Origin of the sequence: Nocardia sp. NPDC052316 (assembly GCF_044547795.1) — a bacterium.
Lineage (GTDB): Bacteria > Actinomycetota > Actinomycetes > Mycobacteriales > Mycobacteriaceae > Nocardia.
Map to the genome: position 1 here is coordinate 248,764 of NZ_JBIUBB010000004.1, position 19,415 is coordinate 268,178.

At 69.5% G+C, this 19,415-nt stretch carries 13 protein-coding genes; 5 read left to right on the forward strand and 8 right to left on the reverse strand.

Going from position 1 to position 19,415, the window contains the following annotated elements; all coding sequences use genetic code 11:
- Nucleotides 1–4 precede the first annotated feature (4 nt).
- The 3 genes from ACIHA7_RS19510 to ACIHA7_RS19520 form a co-directional block, all read right to left on the reverse strand.
- Complete coding sequence (locus ACIHA7_RS19510; RefSeq protein WP_397291299.1) at nt 5–1,105, reverse strand: type III PLP-dependent enzyme; 1,101 nt, start codon at nt 1,103–1,105, stop codon at nt 5–7.
- Nucleotides 1,106–1,276: 171 nt separating this feature from the next.
- The gene (locus ACIHA7_RS19515; protein ID WP_397291301.1) at nt 1,277–3,775 is read right to left on the reverse strand and encodes a DEAD/DEAH box helicase; all 2,499 of its coding nucleotides are present in this window, start codon (nt 3,773–3,775) and stop codon (nt 1,277–1,279) included.
- A 35-nt stretch (nt 3,776–3,810) separates the two neighbouring features.
- Complete coding sequence (locus ACIHA7_RS19520) at nt 3,811–4,764, reverse strand: PAC2 family protein (RefSeq protein WP_397291303.1); 954 nt, start codon at nt 4,762–4,764, stop codon at nt 3,811–3,813.
- A 247-nt stretch (nt 4,765–5,011) separates the two neighbouring features.
- Between ACIHA7_RS19520 and ACIHA7_RS19525 the strand changes: the two genes are divergently transcribed.
- The gene (locus tag ACIHA7_RS19525) at nt 5,012–5,722 is read left to right on the forward strand and encodes a sensor domain-containing protein (protein WP_397291305.1); all 711 of its coding nucleotides are present in this window, start codon (nt 5,012–5,014) and stop codon (nt 5,720–5,722) included.
- 816 nt (nt 5,723–6,538) lie between these two features.
- On the forward strand, nt 6,539–8,011 hold the full coding sequence (locus ACIHA7_RS19530) for a DUF4192 domain-containing protein (RefSeq protein WP_397291307.1): 1,473 nt from the start codon (nt 6,539–6,541) through the stop codon (nt 8,009–8,011).
- Between the two features lie 106 nt (nt 8,012–8,117).
- Here the strand turns inward: ACIHA7_RS19530 and galE are convergent, their stop codons facing one another.
- The gene (gene galE, locus ACIHA7_RS19535; protein WP_397291309.1) at nt 8,118–9,098 is read right to left on the reverse strand and encodes a UDP-glucose 4-epimerase GalE; all 981 of its coding nucleotides are present in this window, start codon (nt 9,096–9,098) and stop codon (nt 8,118–8,120) included.
- Nucleotides 9,099–9,101: 3 nt separating this feature from the next.
- Nucleotides 9,102–9,788, reverse strand: a complete 687-nt coding sequence (locus ACIHA7_RS19540; RefSeq protein ID WP_397291311.1) for an iron dependent repressor, metal binding and dimerization domain protein — start codon at nt 9,786–9,788, stop codon at nt 9,102–9,104.
- Between the two features lie 198 nt (nt 9,789–9,986).
- On the opposite strand from ACIHA7_RS19540, the gene ACIHA7_RS19545 reads away from it, so the two are divergent.
- The gene (locus ACIHA7_RS19545; protein WP_397291313.1) at nt 9,987–11,255 is read left to right on the forward strand and encodes an acetoin utilization protein AcuC; all 1,269 of its coding nucleotides are present in this window, start codon (nt 9,987–9,989) and stop codon (nt 11,253–11,255) included.
- Nucleotides 11,248–13,920 (forward strand): GNAT family N-acetyltransferase, encoded by a 2,673-nt coding sequence (locus ACIHA7_RS19550; RefSeq protein ID WP_397291315.1) that lies wholly within the window; start codon nt 11,248–11,250, stop codon nt 13,918–13,920. The genes ACIHA7_RS19545 and ACIHA7_RS19550 overlap by 8 nt, the downstream gene beginning before the upstream one ends.
- Before the next feature lie 365 nt (nt 13,921–14,285).
- Here ACIHA7_RS19550 and ACIHA7_RS19555 read toward each other — a convergent pair whose 3' ends face one another.
- The 3 genes from ACIHA7_RS19555 to ACIHA7_RS19565 all read right to left on the reverse strand — a co-directional run bounded on the left by ACIHA7_RS19555 (nt 14,286) and on the right by ACIHA7_RS19565 (nt 17,764).
- Nucleotides 14,286–15,254: a sigma-70 family RNA polymerase sigma factor gene (locus ACIHA7_RS19555; RefSeq protein ID WP_040736879.1), complete on the reverse strand. Its 969-nt coding sequence runs from the start codon at nt 15,252–15,254 to the stop codon at nt 14,286–14,288.
- A 192-nt stretch (nt 15,255–15,446) separates the two neighbouring features.
- The gene (locus ACIHA7_RS19560; RefSeq protein WP_397291318.1) at nt 15,447–16,967 is read right to left on the reverse strand and encodes a methyltransferase; all 1,521 of its coding nucleotides are present in this window, start codon (nt 16,965–16,967) and stop codon (nt 15,447–15,449) included.
- Nucleotides 16,968–17,023: 56 nt separating this feature from the next.
- On the reverse strand, nt 17,024–17,764 hold the full coding sequence (locus ACIHA7_RS19565) for a VOC family protein (protein ID WP_397291319.1): 741 nt from the start codon (nt 17,762–17,764) through the stop codon (nt 17,024–17,026).
- 159 nt (nt 17,765–17,923) lie between these two features.
- Between ACIHA7_RS19565 and ACIHA7_RS19570 the strand changes: the two genes are divergently transcribed.
- Complete coding sequence (locus ACIHA7_RS19570) at nt 17,924–19,201, forward strand: MFS transporter (protein WP_397293096.1); 1,278 nt, start codon at nt 17,924–17,926, stop codon at nt 19,199–19,201.
- Nucleotides 19,202–19,415 lie beyond the last annotated feature (214 nt).

A 19,415-nucleotide genomic window follows, 5' to 3' on the forward strand; every position in this document is an offset into this window, starting at 1 on the left:
AAACTCACTCTCGCTCAGCGCCCGAGACATGAACCGTCAGGGGCGGAAAACCATTGAAGGACACCGACGAATAGCTCGCGGTATAGGCGCCGGTGTCGAGGATCTGGATGCGATCACCGGCTCGCAACGTGGTCGGTAGGAGGACTCGCGTGCGTTGATACAGTACATCGTCTCCGTCGCAGGTCGGACCGGCCACCACCGCCTCGTCGACGGGGTCACCGTCCCGATCGGTGAGGAACCGATAGGCGATGTACTCGTTCTCGGTCTCGGCCATTCCGTTGTAGCGGCCGATGTCGAGATACACCCAGCGTCGCCCGTCCGGCGCGACGCGCACGCCGACGACCTCGGCGTGGATGATGCCCGCGGAACCGACCAGCGCGCGGCCGGGTTCGACCACCAATCCGGCGGTCTCGGGCAGGAATTCGGTCACGGCGGCGTCGACCACCGCCGCGATCTCGGGCAGCGCGGGCGCCGGGTCGGCGTACGCGATCGGCAGTCCGCCACCGATATTCACCGATCGGACGTGAATGTCCTTGTCGGCCAAGGCTTCCACGATCCGGCCCGCCTGCTCGATGCCGATCCGCCACGCGTCCGGATCGAGCTGCTGGGACCCGACGTGGAAGTACGGCCCGCCGACGATCAATCCCAGATCGCGCGCCCGCACCAGCAGCCGGAACGCCTCGCCCGGCGTGCAGCCGAACTTGGCGCCGAACGGCGTGCGCGACTCCGGCGCCGAAGCCAGGAAGCGGCATTCGACCTCGGAGCCAGGCGCGTGCTCGACGATGCGCAGCAGATCGTCCTCGGTGTCGAAGGCGTACCGGCGCACACCCAGCGCGTAGGCGCGGGCGATGTCGGCGGCCTTCTTGATCGGATTGCCGTAGCAGAGTGTGTCCGGTTCGACACCCAGCGCCAGGCACAGCTCGATCTCGCCGATGCTGGCGACATCGAACTCGGCGCCTTCCTCGTCGAGTGCTCGAATGATCTCCGGCACCGGGCTTGCCTTGACCGCGAAGCGAATCCTTGCCGCGGGCATGGCGGCATGGAGTGCGCTGTAGTTCTCGCGCACTCGCTCGGGATAGATGACAAGGAACGGTGATTCGGGCATAGTTGATCTTTCGCTTGGCAGCAGCGGAGAGAGTATCAGCGGCCCCTACCCAGAAACGAATCCGTCAAACCTCGCGTCGGCCGCACCCCCGGACGGCACCAGAATACGGGCGCGAAGAGGGCGGTGACCTGTATGGATTCTGTAGATATCGGGTGGGGCGGCGGTGCGTGGTCAGCCGGCGGACACCGTGATTTCGTCGAAGACGACCTCACCGGCGGCATCGGACTCGGCCAGGTCCACCACACCGACGATCGACCAGCCGTGGTCGCCCGCCGGGTCGTCGAGGACCTGGCGCACCTGCCAGAAACCGGGTCTTCGTTCGATCTGGAACAGTTGCGGTCCGCGTGCGTCCTGGCCGGTGCCGATGCGCTCGTACTCGGCGAAGTACGGGGCCAGCTCGGCCTCCCAATCCGGTCCGATACCCATGTCGGCCAGCGCGTCCCAGCGGCGCAGCGCGGCCAGCTCGACCCGGCGGAACATGGCGTTGCGGATCATCACCCGGAACGCGCGCTCGTTGGCGGAGATGGGGCGCACCGTCTCGGCGCCGAAGGCGAGCTGGTCGGCGTCGATCTCCGCGCCGGGGTTGGTGAGCTGCTCCCACTCGTCGAGCAGGCTGGAGTCGACCTGGCGGATCAGCTCGCCGAGCCACTCGGTGATGTCGTCGAGTTCCTCGGTGCGCGCGGCATCGGGCACGGTGCGGCGCAGCGCGCGGTAAGCATCGGCGAGATAGCGCAGCACCACGCCCTCGGAGCGAGCCAGTTCGTAATACGAGATCAGCTCGGCGAAGGTCATCGACCGTTCGATCATGTCGCGAACCACCGACTTGGGTGACGGCGCGAACTCGGACACCCATGGATGGCCGGCGCGGTAGGTCTCGAAGGCGGGCTCGATCAGCTCGGCGAGGGGTTTGGGCCAGGTGACCTCTTCGAGCAGCTCCATCCGCTCGTCGTACTCGATGCCGTCGGCCTTCATCTCATTGATCGCCACGCCACGCGCCTTGTGCTGCTGAGCCATCAGCAGCTGGCGCGGATCCTCCAGGGTCGATTCGATGAGGGACACCACATCGAGGGTATAGGTGGGCGCGTCTTTGTCGAGGAGCTCGAAGGCGGCCAGCGCGAACGGCGACAGCGGCTGGTCGAGGGCGAAGTCGCGTTGCAGGTCGACGGTGAGGCGGGCGCGGCGGCCCTGCGCGTCGGGTTCGTCGAGCTGCTGGACCACCCCGGCGTCGCGCAGCGCGCGGTAGAGGCGGATGGCGCGCAGGATGTGTCTGCGCTGGGCCGGGCGCGGCTCGTGATTGTCCTCGAGCAGGTGGCGCATGGCGTCGAAGCAGTTGCCCGGCCGGGCAATCACGTTGAGCAGCATGGAGTTCGTCACAGTGAAACGGGAGACCATCGGCTCCGGCTGGGCGGCGACGAGGCGGTCGAATGTCTCCTCGCTCCAGGAGACGAAACCCTCGGGTGGCTTGCGACGCACCACCTTTCGCTGCTTCTTCGGGTCGTCGCCCGCCTTCGCGAGCATGCGGGTGTTCTCCACCTCGTGCTCCGGGGCCTGCACGACGACCGTGCCCATGGTGTCGTAGCCCGCGCGGCCCGCCCGGCCCGAGATCTGGTGGAACTCACGGGCTTTCAGCCTGCGGGTGCGCACGCCGTCGTACTTGGTCAGGCCGGTGAGCAGCACGGTGCGGATGGGGACGTTGATGCCTACGCCGAGGGTGTCGGTGCCGCAGACCACTTTCAGCAGACCCTCTTGGGCCAGTCGTTCGACGAGGCGGCGGTATTTCGGCAGCATGCCCGCGTGGTGCACGCCGATACCGTGGCGGATCAGCCGCGACAGCGTCTTGCCGAAGCCGGAGGCGAAACGGAACTCACCCAGGGCGGTGGCGATCGCGTCCTTTTCGGCACGGGTGGCGAAATTCACGCTCGTCAGCGCCTGGGCCCGTTCCAAGGCGGCGGCCTGGGTGAAGTGCACCACGTAGACCGGGGCCTGATGGGTGGTGACGAGTTCTTCCAGGGTCTCGGTGATGGGGGTGCGCGCGTACGAGAAGGTCAGCGGCACCGGACGTTCGGTGCCTGCGACGATCGCCGACGGCCGTCCGGTGCGGCGCCGCATGTCCTCGGCGAAGAAGTCGACCTCGCCGAGGGTGGCCGACATCAGCAGGAACTGGGCGCGGGGGAGTTCCAGCAGCGGGACCTGCCAGGCCCAGCCGCGGTCGGGGTCGGCGTAGAAGTGGAATTCGTCCATCACGACCTGGCCGACGTCGGCCGCCGAACCTTCGCGTAGGGCGAGGTTCGCCAGGATCTCCGCGGTGGCGCAGATGATCGGTGCGTCGGCGTTGACCGCGGCGTCGCCGGTGACCATGCCGACGCGTTCGGCGCCGAAAACCTCACACAGGGCGAAGAACTTCTCGCTGACCAGCGCTTTGATCGGCGCGGTGTAGTAGGTGCGTTTCCCCTGGGTCAGCGCGATGAGGTGAGCGCCGACCGCGACCAGGGACTTCCCCGAACCCGTCGGCGTCGCGAGGATGACATTGGATCCCGACGCCAACTCCAATAGCGCCTCGTCCTGCGCCGGATACAGCGGGGTGCCCTGCTCGGCTGCCCACGCCCCGAAGGACTCGTACAGCGCGTCGGCGTCGGTTCCCGGTATCTCCAGCAGCTCGGTCAGATCCACTCCGAACACCCTACGGGCTGCCGCATACGGGCTTGCTACCGCTGCTCGCCCGGTTCGGGGCCGTCCCCACCCTCGTAGCCGCCTTGCTCGGCGAGGAAGCGCTCGAATTCGGCGCCGAGTTCGTCGCCGCTGGGGAGTTCGCCGTCACCGACGAGCAGGCTCGACTGGCGTTCCTGAGCGCTGACGAAGCTGTCGTACTGGCGTTCCAGCGCGTGCACGACGGTCTCCACCTCGGAGTTTCCGGCGATGTGCTCGTTGACCTGTTCACGCACCCTGGCCGCCGCCTCGCCCAGTGCGGCGAGCGGGATGTCGAGGCCCGCGTTGTCGGCGACGTTCTCCAGCAGGGTCTGTGCGGCCTCGGGGTAGGCGGTCTGCGCGAGGTAGTGCGGCACATGCACGGAGAAGCCGACCGACTCGTGACCGTGCTGGGCCATCCGATACTCCAGCAGCGAGGACGCGCTGCCGGGCACCTGTAACTCGCCGGGCCAGCGCTGATGCTCGGGGATGAGGTCGCGGTCCGAGGAGTGCGCGGTCACGCCGAGCGGGCGGGTGTGCGGGATCGCCATCGGGATGGCGCTGAGGCCGATGCTGCGCCGCACACCGAGCTGTTCGGCGAGCAGGCGCACCGCGGTGGTGAACTTCTCCCAGCGCAGGTCCGGCTCGATGCCCGCGAGCAGCAGGAACGGGGTACCCGCCGTGTCACGCAGCGCCCAGAGGTTGAGCTCGGGCTCGGCGTACTCGGAGAAGTGGTCGGTCTTGAACGTCATGAGCGGGCGCCGCGAGCGGTAGTCGAGCAGCTCGTCCACGTCGAACGAGGCGACCAGTTCACTCTCGAGGCTCTCGCGCAGGTGCGTGGTGGCCAGCCGCACCGCATGCCCGGCATCGGTGAAACCTTCCAGTCCGTGCACCAGGACCGGACCCGCGCCATCGTCGGACGACAGCTGCGGAGCTGGGAACTCCAGTTCGTACATTCGCGACTCGTGGTCCATCGCGTACTCCTTCCTGCGCGGGTCCGCCGGCACGGCTGCTGCTCGGGCGTTCGACACCTGAGTCGTGCGAGACGAGCGGCGTCCGAGACGGGGACCATGTCCATTGTCCCCCATGCCGGTGACCATCACCGCGCACGGGCGGGACACCGACCCATACGACGAGCCAACAGCATCGGCGCCCCGCGCATTCCCGGTACGGCGGCGTGGCGAGGCGGGTGGGCACCGGGAGTTTGGCACAGTGGGCCGGGTGACTGTGGCGAATTCGGCACGCAGAGGGGTGAGCCTCGCCATGGCCGCGGCGTGTGCGGGGTTGCTCGCCGGGTGTGGGGCGACGGTGGCCGGTCATCCGGTCGCGGTCGAGCAGACGGAGGTGACGCGGCGGGTGGGTGCCGCGCTGTCGAGCCTGCTGGTCGAACCCGCGCAGTTTCCGGCCAGGTATCCGGCGGTGGTGCTGCCGCCCGAAGCGGCGGCGCAGGCGGCCGGGGATCTGACCGGAGCGGGGCGGGGCGCGCGGGTGCAGCCGCAGGAATGCACGCCACCGCAGCAGGTGTTCGGGGCGAACAAGACCGAGATCGCCGTCGGTACCGACGATGCCAGCCGGGCCACCCTCACGGTGGAACTGACGCGGACCGAGCAGCCGCTCGCCGCGCTGCGCAGCCAGCTGAAACAGTGTGCGTCGGTGCGGGTCAGCCGCGGTGGGGCGCTGACGACCGTGACGACCGAGCTCGTGCCCGCGCCGTCGATCGACGCGGACGATGCGTTGGCGTTGCGGCGGACGGTGACACCGGATGTCGGCGGCGCCGGGTTGACCGAGACGATGCGGACGGCGGTCGGGCAGGTCGACGATGTGCGAATCACTGTGACCTACATGTCTTTTTCCGGTGCCGAGCCGGATGTGACGGCGGTGGACGAGCTGTTCTCCACCGCCGTGCGGCGGGTGGCCGGCGCGGCACGGTAGCAGTTCTCGCTGACTGTCGATCAGCGCTGCCGGGTTGCCGCGCTCGAGTTGTCCACAGCGCGGTGGAATTCCCCAGGGTGGCTGAATCGGCAGGTCGGCGCGGCGGGCTCGGCGCGGGTCGCGGGCAGTCTCGACGCCATGACCACTCCCTCGAACCCCCAACCCACCGGTCGTGCTGCGGCACAGGCCGATTCCCGGCACGGCGACACCGGACCTGCCGGCGATGAGCTGTTCTGTGCGCGTCCGTCGTTGCTGCGCGGCACATCCGGTTCCCGAGCACCGGTGAGCCTCGCTGCGGCGATGCGATCGTGCAGGTTTCTTCGGCCCGGAGGTGAGACGAGGGCCGAAGGGACGCAGCGGGCGGACGATGACAGGCGAATCGACGGTAGCGAGCATTCCGTCGTCAGCGGTCCGTCCGACGGTTCTCTCGACGATGGCAGGCAGTCCGACGACACCGTACGACTGGACGATGTCGTGCCCAGCTCCGAGACAGACCCGGATGTGGCGACCGTGCTGGAGGAGGCCATCGAGCGAGTCCGTGCCACTACGCAGGCGGGGACCACTGCGCGCTCGGAAGGCGATGTGCGCTCGGAAGGCTCTGTGCGATCTGAAGGCGATGTGCGCTCGGAAGGCGATGTGCGATCTGAAGGCGGCGTGCGATCTGAAGGCGATGTGCGCTCGGAAGGCGGCGTGCGCTCGGAAGGCGATGTGCGATCTGAAGGCGGCGTGCGATCTGAAGGCGGTGTGCGCTCGAAGGGCGGTGTGCGCTCGGAGGGCGGTGTGCGCTCGGAGGGCGGTGTGCGCTCGGAGGGCGGCGTGCGATCTGAAGGTTCCATGGGCTCGGAGGACGCCGCGTGGCCGGAAGACGCTGTGCGGGTGGACGATGCCGTGCTCAGCGCTGATATCGACCTGACCGGTGCGGCTGCGCTCGACGTGGATTTCGACGGGATAGGCGACACGGTGCACCGGGGCGATCCGGTACGGGCGGAAGATGTTGTGCCCACTGCGGATTTCGATCAGACGGGCGCGCCCCTGTTCGATGCGGAGATCGAGCGGATCGGCGCTTCGCTGGATGCCGGGTTCGGTGAGCTGGCCGAGGGCGACGTGTTCGAGCTGGCCGAGCACGGGCGGATGGTGGTGTGCGCCGATCAGGCGCCGCCGTTCGATGTGGACGAGCCGGATAGCGCTGTGCACGTGGACGAGCCGGGGGAGTTGATCGCGGCGGTGCCCGCGATGATCGGGTTTCCGCCGGAGCGGTCGCTGGTCGTGCTGGTGCTGCGGTCCGCACCGGGGCGCGGCGGCGGGGCGATCGTCGACGCGGTGGTGCGGTTCGATCTGGACCAGGACGGTGGGCGGCGCAGGCTGCGGGCCGGGATGGTGGCGAAGTGCGTGATGCAGATCTGTGCGCACGACGACGTGGCCGAGGTGCTGGCGGTGGTGGTCGACGATCGCGCCGTGGAACCGACGGAGCACCGCTCGGAGATCGGGGAGCAGTGCGGCACCGGACGATTCGAGGTGCTGATCGACGCGCTCGACCGGCGACTCGCCGCGCACGATATCGCGCTGGCCGGCGCCTGGGTGGTGCGTGCGATCGAGGCCGACGAAGGCTGGTGGAGCTTGCTCGGCCCGGATCGGCGTGGGGCGCTGCCGGATCCGGCGACCTCGGTGGTCGCGCTGTCGAACGTGCTCGACGGCAAGCACGTGCGCGGCTCCAGAGCGGAACTGACGGCGATGGTCGCGGAGGACGTCGAGCTGCAAGATCAGGTGGCGGCGCTGCTGGACAGTGCGGTCGCGGTGGCGCGCGATCGGTATGCGCGGGCGGTGCGGCGCGGCGATCCGAGCTCCTACAGCAGGGAAGCGCTCGACTATGTGCTGTGGCAGATCGCGAACACCGAGTCCGGCGGGCAGCTCATGGTGCCCGAAATCGCGGAACTCGCCGCCGCCCTGCGGGATCGAGCGGTCCGCGACACCATGTTCGCCTTGGCCGTCGGCGATCACGCCGTCGCCGCCGAAGGTCTGTGGGCGGCGCTGACCCGCGCGTTGACCGGCCGCGATCGCGCCGAAGCGGCGGCACTGCTCGGGTACAGCGCCTATGTGCGCGGCGACGGACCGCTGGCAGGCATCGCACTGGACGCCGCGTTGGACGCCGATCCAGACCACCCGCTGGCGACACTGCTGGAGACATCGTTGCACCTCGGCATGCGCCCCGACCAACTGCGTCGGCTGGCGCGCAGCGGGTACGACACCGCCGCGGACCTCGGTATCGATCTGGGCTCGCCGCTCCCATGAACTGCTTCGAACCCGTTGTGTGCCTGCGGGGTACGAAGCAGACGACCGGGGCAGCGTGGCGGCGGTGGCTGGCCGTGCTGCCCCGGTCGATGCGGGACTCGGGTGCTCAGCGAGCGCTGTGTGCGCGGGGGCCGAGCGACTGGAGGAAATCCCAGGCGTCGGCGACGATCTCGTCCAGGTCGTTGTGTCGCGGGTGCCAGCCGAGGTCGGCGATGGCCCGATCGCTGGAGGCGATGAGGGTCGCCGGGTCGCCAGGGCGCCGAGGGGCGTCCTGGGCGGCGATGGGCAGGCCCGTGACGCGTTCGCACGCCGAAATCACTTCGCGGACCGAGAATCCGGTGCCGCTACCGAGGTTGTAGATGCGGTGGGTGCCCGGCTCGGAGCTGGCCAGGGCCAGCAGGTGAGCCTCGGCGAGGTCGCGGATGTGGATGTAGTCGCGCACGGCAGTGCCGTCCGGGGTCGGCCAGTCGGTGCCGAAGACGGAGATCGCCTTGCGGTGCCCGAGCGCGACCTGTAGCACCAGCGGAATGAGATGTGTCTCCACCACGCGGTTTTCGCCGAGGCCACCGTAGGCGCCGGCGACGTTGAAGTAGCGCAGGCTGGTCGCCGCCAGTCCGTGCGCGATCGAGTAGGAGGTGATGGCGTGATCGATGGCGAGCTTCGACGCACCGTACGGGTTGGTCGGCCGGGTCGGCGCGTCCTCGGTGATCGGCACCTGTTCCGGTTCGCCGTAGACGGCGGCGGTGGAGGAGAACACCAGGCGTGGCGTGCCCGCCTTGCGCATCGCCTCCAGCAGTTCGAAGGTCTTCACCGCATTGCCGTGCCAGTACTTCTCCGGCTGCTGTACCGACTCGCCGACCAGCGATTGCGCCGCGAAATGCAGGACGCCGTCGAAGGTTTCAGCCCCGAGCAGGGCGGTCGCGGCCTGCGCGATATCGCCCTCGACGAAGCGGGCGGCAGACGGGACGCCCTCGGCGTTGCCGGTGGACAGGTCGTCGACGACGACGACCTCATGACCCGCTTCGAGCAGCACCTGCGCGCAGACGCCGCCGACGTACCCGGCACCGCCGGTGACCAGAAGTTTCACGCGTCAGACCAGCTTGACCTGGACGGCGTGCGCCATCTCGTCGGACAGCTCGAACCCGTCGTGGCCGGGCACGGTGATGACCACCGCGCCGGGCTTGTTCTCGACGGTCACGCGCGCGTCGGGCACCACACCCGCCTCACGCAGCTGCCCGATGACCTCGGGGTCGGTCTGGATGTGCTCGGCCAGCCTGCGCACGACGACGGCGTGCACCTGGCCCTGCGGCAGATCCGAGAGGCGAACCAGGGATTCCTCGGCGGAGGCCGGCGGCGCGATGCCCAGCTCGTCCAGGCCGGGGATCGGGTTGCCGTAGGGGGAGGTGGTCGGGTGGTTGAGCACCTCGACCAGACGCCGTTCGACGTCCTCGCTCATCACGTGTTCCCAGCGGCACGCCTCGGCGTGCACGTTCTGCCAGTCCAGGCCGATGATGTCGACGAGCAGTCGTTCGGCGAGCCGGTGCTTGCGCATCACGGCGACCGCCATGCTGCGGCCCTTCTCGGTCAGCTCGAGATGCCGGTCTCCGGCGACCAGCAGCAAACCGTCGCGCTCCATCCGAGCGACGGTTTGGCTCACCGTCGGTCCGCTCTGTTCGAGGCGCTCGGCGATGCGAGCACGCAGGGGCACCACGCCCTCCTCCTCGAGGTCGTAGATGGTACGGAGATACATCTCCGTGGTGTCGACCAGATCTTTCACCAGTTACCCCTTCGTCGGCACGAATTCTACCTACGCACACCGACACGGCCCTGCGCCGGACGGCGTCGCGCCGCATGGTCGGCGGCAATGCGGGATTCCGTTCGGCGCACGGCTAGCCGCCGCGATCGCACTTATCTGTATTTCTACTGCATACCAACGTTCGACAGGGTGCGTACCTTCCCGCGTAGCGTTGCGAGCATGGCCACTGCACCGCGCGGCGAACGTCCGGCGCCACCCGGCGAACAGCGCAGCCCAGGAACTGTCGTGTGGACCGACCGGTTTCTCGACTACACCTGGACTCCGCAGCATCCGATGAAACCTGCGCGCCTGAAGTTCACCATGGCGCTCGCCGAAAGTCTCGGATTACTCGACGGTGTCGAGTTATTGGCACCCGCCGCGGCCGATCGAGCCGACTTGTTGCGCATCCACACCGCCGAGTACATCGACGCGGTCGAGCACGCCACCGCGCCCGCCGGATCGCCACAGGCCCCGCCGTACGGTCTTGGTTCGCCGGACAACCCGGTCTTCCCCGGCATGCACCAGGCGGCGTCGGTGATCGTCGGCGGCACCCTGGCCGCGGCCAGGGAGATCGCCGAGGGCCGGACCAGGCGTGCGGTGAGCATCGGCGGTGGCATGCACCACGCGATGGCGGACTCGGCGTCCGGGTTCTGCGTGTACAACGATGCGGCGGTGGCCATCTCCTGGCTGTTGGACCACGGCTTCGACCGCATCGTCTATCTCGACGTCGACGTGCACCACGGTGACGGTGTCCAGCGCGCGTTCTACGCCGACCCGCGGGTGCTCACCGTCTCGCTGCACCAGCACCCGGCCACCCTCTGGCCGAACACCGGCTGGCCGGAGGAGACGGGCACCGGCGCGGCCGAGGGGAGCGCGATCAATCTGCCGATGCTGCCCGGCACCCGAGACGCCCAGTGGTTGCGCGGTTTTCACGCGGTGGTGCCCGGTGCGGTCGCGGCGTTCCGGCCGCAGATCGTGGTCAGCCAATGCGGGGTGGACACCCATCGCGAGGACCCGCTCGCCGATCTGGAACTCACCGTGGACGGCCAGCGCGCCGCCTTCCGCGCCATGCGCGACCTGGCCGACCAACACGCCGAAGGGCGCTGGCTCGCCGTCGGAGGCGGCGGCTACGGGCTGGTCCGGGTGGTGCCGCGGGCCTGGACGCACCTGCTGGCTACCGCGCTGGACCGCACCATCGCACCGGAGACCGAGATTCCCCAGCAGTGGATCGATCAGGTCCGCGCGGCGGCGCCGAAGGTGGAGCCGCCGCGCACCATGGGTGACGGCGGCGACATCGCCTACCGCCCGTGGGATGGCCCCGGCGGCACGGGGGAGACTGGGGACGCGCGTTTCGACCGCGCCCAACGCGCCATCGACACGGCCGTGCTGGCCACCCGCCGAGCGAGTTTCGGACTGCTCGGCCTCGACCCGGAGGACCCTCGTGACTGACCCCGTAGACACTCCGGACACACCGGCGGTCCCGCCTCCGCCGCCGCAGCACTGGTTCGCCGACGTGCTCGCCTCCGACGGCGGCGTGGTCCGGCTGCGACCGATCACGCCGGACGACGCCGACGCGATGCAGGAGTTCCACGCCGCACTGTCGGATCGGACCAGGTATCTGCGCTATTTCGGGCCGTACCCGCGGATCTCGCCGAAGGACCTGTACCGGACCACCCACGTCGACTATCACGACCGCGTCGGCTTGGTGCTGGTGCTCGGTACCGCGATCGTCGCGGTGGGGCGGTACGAGCTGCTGAACCGGGACGGGCGGCGGTCCGCGGAGGTCGCGTTCGTGGTGGCCGACGCGCATCAGGGGCGCGGGCTCGGCTCGATCCTGTTGGAGCACTTGGCCGGTGCCGCCGCGGAGAACAAGATCGAGACCTTCGTCGCCGAGGTGCTCGCGGAGAACACCACCATGGTGACGGTCTTCCGGGACGCGGGCTATCAGGTGGAGCGCAGCAGGGACGGGTCGGTGCTGCACCTGGAGTTCGCCATCGACCCCACCGAAGCCCTGCTCTCCGTGCGGGATTCGCGCGAGCGGGCGTCCGAGGCGCGCAGCGTGGGGAATCTGCTCACCCCACGATCGGTGGCGGTGATCGGCGCGACGCCGAGCACCGGCCGGGTGGGTGGCGCGGTGCTGAACAACCTGCTGTCCGGGGTGTTCCAAGGGCCGATTTTCCCGGTGAATCCGAATCGGCGTGCGGTGCGCGGCGTGCGCGCCTACGCGACGGTGCGGGAAATCCCCGACGAGGTCGACCTCGCGGTGGTCGCGGTGCCGCCGGAGGCGATCGGCTCGGTGCTCGACGACTGTATGGCCAAGGGCGTCAAGGGGCTGGTCGTGCTCACCGCGGGCTTCGACACGACCGGGGTGGCCGGTGGGACGGCCGAGCGGGAATTGGTCGCCGCCGCACGGGGACACGGGATGCGGGTGGTCGGCCCGAGCGCGCTCGGCATCGTGAACACCGACCCCGAGGTTGCGCTCAACGCGACGCTGGCGTCGGTGCTGCCCAGCCGCGGGCGGATCGGGTTCTTCTGTCAGTCCGGGCCGTTGGGAGCGGCCATCCTCGGGGAGGCCGCGGCCAGGAACCTGGGGCTGTCGACGTTCGTGTCGGCCGGTGACCGCGCCGACGTGTCCGGCAACGACCTGCTCCAATACTGGGACACCGACCCGGATACCGATGTCGTCCTGCTCTACCTGGAGAGTTTCGGTAACCCGCGCAAGTTCTCCAGGATCGCGCGCCGGGTGGCCAGGACGAAGCCGATCGTCGCGGTGAGCAGCGGCCGCCACGCCGCCCAACCGGCGGGCGACATGGACCGCTCGATCGTGCGAGACCTGTTCGCGCAGGCGGGCATCGTGCAGGTCGACTCCATCTCGGAGTTGTTCGACTGCGCCGCGCTGCTCGGTTATCAGCCGCTGCCCGGCGGTTCCCGGTTGGCGGTGGTCGGCAACAGCGCGGCGCTGAACTGGCTTGCCGTCGATGCCGCGCAGAGCGAGGGGCTGACCGTCGGCGACCCGGTGAACCTGGGACCCCAGGCGACTCCCGGTGCCTACCTCGACGCGACGGTGGCGGCGCTGCGATCGACGGACATCGACTCGGTGCTCGTGGTTTTCGCGCCGCCGGTCCCGCTGCCGATGGCCGGTTTCGCCGACGCCGTCCGCGCGGCCGCGGCGGCGGTCCCCGACTCGGGCAAACCGATTCTCACGACATTCATTGCCGAACAAGGCATTCCGCATCTCCTGGCGGTCCGCGGCGCGGGCGCGACGGCGGTACGCGGATCGATTCCGTCCTATCCCGACCCGGAGCGCGCCGCACGGGCACTGGCTCGGGTCCGGCGCTACGCGGAGTGGCGAACCCGGCCGGTGTCGCAGGTGATGCGCCCGGACGGGATCGACACCGAACGCGCACGCACGCTGGTGGCGCAGTGGATGGCCGAGTCCGGCGGCCGCCGGCTCACCGACCTGGAGACCGTCGAGCTGCTCGGCTGCTACGGCATTTCGGTGGTGGAGTTCCGCGAGGTGCGCAGCGCCGATGAGGCGGTCGCCGCGGCCGAAGAACTCGGCTACCCGGTCGCGGCGAAGGCGACCGGCGAAATGTGGCGCCGCCGACCGGATCTCACCGGTGTCCGGTTGGACCTGTGGCGCCAGGAAGCGGTGCGACAGGCCTACGCGGACCTGGTCGAACTGTGCGGCGACCCGGTGCTGCACATCCAGAAGATGGCCACCAAGGGCGTCGGCTGCGTCCTGCGTGTCCAGGACGACCCGTCCTTCGGCTCGGTCATCGAGTTCGGCCTCTCCGGCCTGATCATCGAACTCCTCGGCGACCGCGCCTACCGAGCCCTACCCCTCACCGCCGACGAGGCGACGGCCCTGATCGACGCCCCGCGGGCAGCCCCCCTGCTCTCCGGCACCCCCGCCAGCCCCCGCGTCGACAAGGCCGCCCTTGCCGAACTCGCCCAACGCATCTCAGCCCTCTTCGACGACCTCCCGCACATGCGCGAACTCTCCTTCGACCCCGTCCTGGCCTCCACCAACTCCGCCGAAATCCTCTACGCCCGCGGCCGAATCGGCCCCGAACCAAGCCGTTTCGACACGGGACCCCGCCGCCTCGGCTGACCCCCGGCCGGCTACGGCATTGTCAATGTCCTGGATGCCGACGGCGGACGGACGTACCCGGATCTGCCTGGGGAGCCCACGTATGCCTCGGGAGCCCGCGGGCCTTCGCCGCGCTGGCGGCGCGTTATCGGGAAGGGGTGACGCATCCAGCAGCTGAGCTGCTGCCGGGAGTCATTGGGCCGTCGCGGAATTGGACGACCCGGCACAATTCACGCCGACCGGCTCGCGCTATCCCGGAGGGGGCGGAGATACGCGGCACCGGCCGGCGTTGGCAGGTGACCCCAAGGGTCACCGGGTCCGGACGCCGGGCTGGTCTCGGGGGGAGCCCGGCGTCGATATGGTGCCGGAGTGGTCCGGCACGGGGGTCAGCTGGCGTAGGCGCGGAGTCGGTCGGCCCGCTCGCCCTTGCGCAGCTTCGACATGACCTCGCGCTCGATCTGACGGACGCGCTCGCGGGAGAGCCCGAAGAGCTTGCCGATCTGGTCGAGGGTGCGCGGCTGGCCGTCGTCCAGGCCGAAGCGCAGGCGGATGACCTGCTGCTCGCGCTCGTCGAGGGTGGCAAGGACGCTGCGCACGTCGTGGTGCAGCAGGCCGGCGATCACCGCGGACTCGGCCGAGGTGGCCTCGGAGTCTTCGATGAAGTCGCCGAGCGGGGCCTCTTCGTCGTTGCCGACCGGCATGTCCAGGCTGACCGGGTCGCGGCTGTGGTCGAGCAGATCGGAGATCTTCTCGACCGGGATGCCGGACTCGTTGGCCAGTTCCGCGTCGGTGGCCTCGCGGCCGAGCTGCTGGTGCAGTTCGCGCTTGATCCTGGCCAGCTTGTTCACCTGCTCGACCAGGTGGACAGGCAGCCGGATGGTGCGGCTCTGGTCGGCCATGCCACGGGTGATGGCCTGGCGGATCCACCAGGTGGCATAGGTGGAGAACTTGAAGCCCTTGGCGTAGTCGAACTTCTCCATCGCGCGGATCAGGCCCAGGTTGCCTTCCTGGATGAGATCGAGGAGCGGCATGCCGCGGCCGGTGTAGCGCTTGGCGAGGGAGACCACGAGGCGGAGGTTGGCTTCCAACAGGTGCGACCGTGCGGCCTGGCCTTCGCGAACGATGAGGGCCAGATCACGCTTGCGGGTGGCCGACAGGCGTTTGCCGGTCTCCAGCAGGTGCTGGGCGTAGAGGCCCGCCTCGATACGCTTGGCCAATTCGACCTCGTCGGCGGCCGTGAGCAGGGCAGTGCGGCCGATCCCGTTCAGGTACACGCGTACCAAATCGGCTGCGGGGCTCTGGGCGTCGAGGTCCGAATCGCTGATGCGCACACGAGTGGTGGCGGGGCTTGTCATGACTTGCCTCCTGTCGGTGGTGTCTCACTCCGAACAACGGACCCGACAGAGATAAAGTTCCCCGTCGTGGCTCAGATAAACCGCTTTGACGTGCGGTTTTCCTCACTCTCGTCTGAGAAGTTCCTGAGAAGCTCCCAGTGGTGGAACGCCTGCTGTCCGGTGCCTGCACCGACCTACCCGCGATCGCCGGATTTACACCGGCCGCACCAATCCGTGCCGGACCAGCCCGGCCACCACGGCCAACGCGTCGGCCGCGAACTCGGTGGTCACTTCGGCGGACCCGTGGGCAACCGCCAGCAGTTCGATCAGTTCGTATAACGGGAGGCCGTCCGCGCGCATTCCCGCCAGCAGCGAGATGGTTGTCTCGTCCACCTCGTGCTGCCAGCGCGGCCCGTCGCCGCGGTGCACCCGCGCGACCTGCTCGGTCCAGCCGTCCGGGCCGGGCAGCGCGACGCGTTCCAGCGCGGTCGCCGGGTCCACTACGAAACGTGAAGTCCAGGCCAGTTTTTCGTCGCCGGCGACGGCACGCAGCCAGGCCGAACGCTCGAAATAGCGGGTCGCCTCGTCGCCGAGCGGGTCGTCGAAGCCGTGCGTGAGGTCCTCGGCGAGCAACTCGGTCGGGGCGTCGATGGCGCGCAGATAGACGAAGCCGAAGCCGATGCCCTCGACGTCGGCGGCGGTGAACGCGTCGAGCCACTGCTCGGCGCGCGCCTGCGCGGCCGGGTCGCGTGGGTCGAGGCCCGCGTCGCGCAGCCAGGTGCCGACATAGAGGGCGGGGTCGGCGACGTCGCGCTGCACCACCCAGGCGTCGACGCCGTGCGCGGGCAGCCACGACGACACCCGGTGCCGCCAGTCCTCGCCGTCCACATGCACCCAGGCCGCCAGCATCGCGGCGGTGCCGCCGGGGGTGAGCAGGTCCGCCGCCTGTCCGATCACCAGTTCGCTGGCGCCGTCGAGGGCGAGCCCGGAATCGCGGTAGGTGTGCTCGATCCTGGCGGGGCCGACGACGAACGGCGGGTTCGCCACCACCTGGTCGAAGCGGCGCCCCGCGACCGGCTCGAACCAGGAGCCCTCGAGGAGCTCGATGTCGAGTCCGTTGAGTGCGGCGGTGGCTTCGGCGAGCCACAGCGCGCGGGCGTTCACGTCGGTGGCGGTCACCCGGTTCGCGTAGGAGGCGGCGTGCACGGCCTGCACACCACAGCCGGTGCCGAGGTCGAGTACCGAGCCGATCTTGCGGGTCGGGGTGGCGCGCAACAGCGAGAGGGAGGCGTGGCCGACACCGAGCACGTGGTCTTCGGTGAGCGTGCGCCTGCGCATCGAGTCGTCGAGGTCGGACAGGATCCAGCGGGTGCCCGCGCCGGCGTCGAGCGGGCGCAGATCCAGTGCCGCGCGGACGGTGTCGCCGGCACGGTCGAGCAGCCCCGCCGCCACCGCGCGGTCGATGTCCACCGGCAGCAGCGCGGCCGCGACGTCACGTTCGGGCAGTGCGTCGCCGAGTAGCAGCAACCGGATGAGCGTGCCCAGCTCGCCGGCTTCGCGTGCGGCTCGGCGTACCGGGACCGGTTCCGATCGGCCCAGCGCCGCGTGCACGTCCTCGCCGAGTACCGCCAGCAGGGTGTCGGCGTCGTAGCCGACCCTGGTCAGCGCCGTCCGCAAATCCGGGCACAGTGCGGTGAGCAGGGATCCGGTGGTCGTCGATCGGTTCGTAGGCACATCGGTACTCTGCCACCGCCCGATCAGCGGGCTCGGCGGGTGGTGCGCTCGACGGTTCAGCCGCCCCGCGGGTCCCGAGCCGTGACGCAGTAGACGGCGCCTGCGGGGTCGTTCATGACTATCCAGCGTTCGTAGCGGTCTACGACTGTGGCGCCGAGGGTTTCGTGCCAGTGGGCGGTGGCCTCGATGTCCGAGGAGGACAGGTCGATGTGGGCGCTGGTGGGGCGGTCGTCGTCGAGGCGCTGGAGTAGCAGGTGGATGGGGAGGGGTTCCTCTGCGCGCAGATCGGCGAACTCCGGTCGGCTGCCTTGCCGGAAGGTCCAGCCGGTCAACGACTTCCAGAACTCCGTTTCGGCGGCATGGTCGGCGGGGCCGATGTCCAGGCACACCTGGTCGAGGCGGCTGAGGGTGCCGTCGGGTGCCGTCGTGGCGGGGGCGGGGGTGCCCCGGCCGCGGCGGCTCGGGGTGAGGCAGAAGGTTTGGCCGCCGGGGGAGCGCAGGACGGCGTAGTCCGGGTGATTCGCAACCAGCTCGGCGCCGAGGTCGAGCGCGCTGCGCACGGCCGTCGGGATGTGGTCGACGTCGAGATCGAGATGGACGCCGCCGAGACCGGTCACCGCCTGCATCTTCACCCCCGCGGCCGCGAAGAGCGCGGGATCGGGGAGCAGCGTGAGGAATTCGTCGTGCTCGCCCCGGCGGGCGGACAGTTCGGTGCCGGTGACCGTGGCCCAGAACTTCGCGCAGTCGTCGAATCGCTGTGCGGGGCGGTCCAGGAAAGCCCAGATCCACCGAATCATGTTGACTCCTGTCTTGTACCCGCAGCCACCATAGGGAAAGCGACGCGCGGTGTCGAGCAGATTGGCGTGTCGCCGGTCCTGGCACGATCTTGGTGATTTGTGGCCTTCCGGCCGCTCGTTGCGCGGGCGGTTTTCCGGCAGGCTCAGCGGGTGACCGAGCTGCAGACACCACCGCCAGTCCCGTTGCACGACACCGTTGCCCGGCGCGGTCCGCATCCGGCGTGGCTCGTGGCGGGAGTCGGATTCGTCGCGCTGCTCGGTGCGGCCGCGTTCCGCTCGGTGCCCAGTGTGCTGATGGATCCGCTGCACGCGGAGTTCGGCTGGTCGCACGGCACGATCGGCGCGGCGGTCTCGCTGAATCTGCTGCTGTACGGGTTGATTTCGCCGTTCGCGGCGGCGCTGATGGACCGGTTCGGCATCCGCAAGGTGGTGTCGGGCGCGCTGGTGCTCGTCGCGGCAGGCGCGGGGTTCACCGTGTTCATGACCCAGCCGTGGCACCTGATGTTGACCTGGGGCCTGCTGGTGGGTGTCGGGGTCGGGTCGATGTCGATGCCGTTCGTGGCGACCATCACCGGCCGCTGGTTCGTGCGGCAGCGCGGACTGGTCACCGGGGTGCTCACCGCGGCGGGTGCGACCGGTCAGCTGGTGTTCCTGCCGCTGGTGTCGATGCTGGCGCACGAGCACGGCTGGCGGCTGCCGTCGCTGATCGTCGCCGGGACGGCGCTGGCCGTCGTGCCGCTGGTGTTGCTGTTCATCAGGGACTACCCGAGTGACGTCGGGGTCACCGCGTATGGCGCGGAGCCCGGCAGTGTGGTCGGCGTCCGCACACCGGCCGCGGTCGGCGCGTCCCGGGCCCTCACGGTGCTCGCCAAGATCGCACGCACGCCCGGATTCTGGCTGCTGGCAGGTGGTTTCGCGGTCTGCGGTGCGTCGACCAACGGACTCGTCGGCACCCATTTCGTCAGTGCCGCGCACGACCATGGCATGCCGCCGACTGCTGCGGCTAGCCTGCTAGCCGTGGTCGGTATCTTCGATGTGGCGGGCACCATCGCCTCCGGCTGGCTGACCGACCGCATCGATCCGCGCTACCTGCTGGTCGGCTACTACGTGCTGCGCGGACTGTCCCTGCTGATCCTGTCGTCGCTGCTGGGCCCGCACACCCAGCCGAGCCTCTGGGTCTTCATCATCTTCTACGGCCTCGACTGGGTGGCCACCGTCCCACCGACCGTCATGCTGTGCCGTGAACTGTTCGGCAACGACGGCCCCGTCGCCTTCGGCTGGGTCTTCGCCTCCCACCAGATCGGCTCCGCCATCGCCGCCACCGGCGCAGGCGTCATCCGCGACGTCCAAGGCAGCTACGACCTGGCCTGGTACTTGGCCGGCGCCCTCTGCGCCACCGCCGCTGTGATGTCCGCCTTCATCCGCCGCAAGTCCTGACACGTCGCCGCCACGTCCCCACCACCGATGCAGCGCGTGAACGCGACTCGGTAGCGGCCCTACTCGGCGGATGCCGCCGGTAGCAGTTGATGGGGTGCTCTCTCGATATCGGCCGGTGACCTGCGGTTGCGCGCGGGGGCTGTGGGGAGTCGACCTTGGGCGGTAGTCGAGGCGGGGCATGGGACTGGTTGGTGGCGACACACCTCGGGTGACC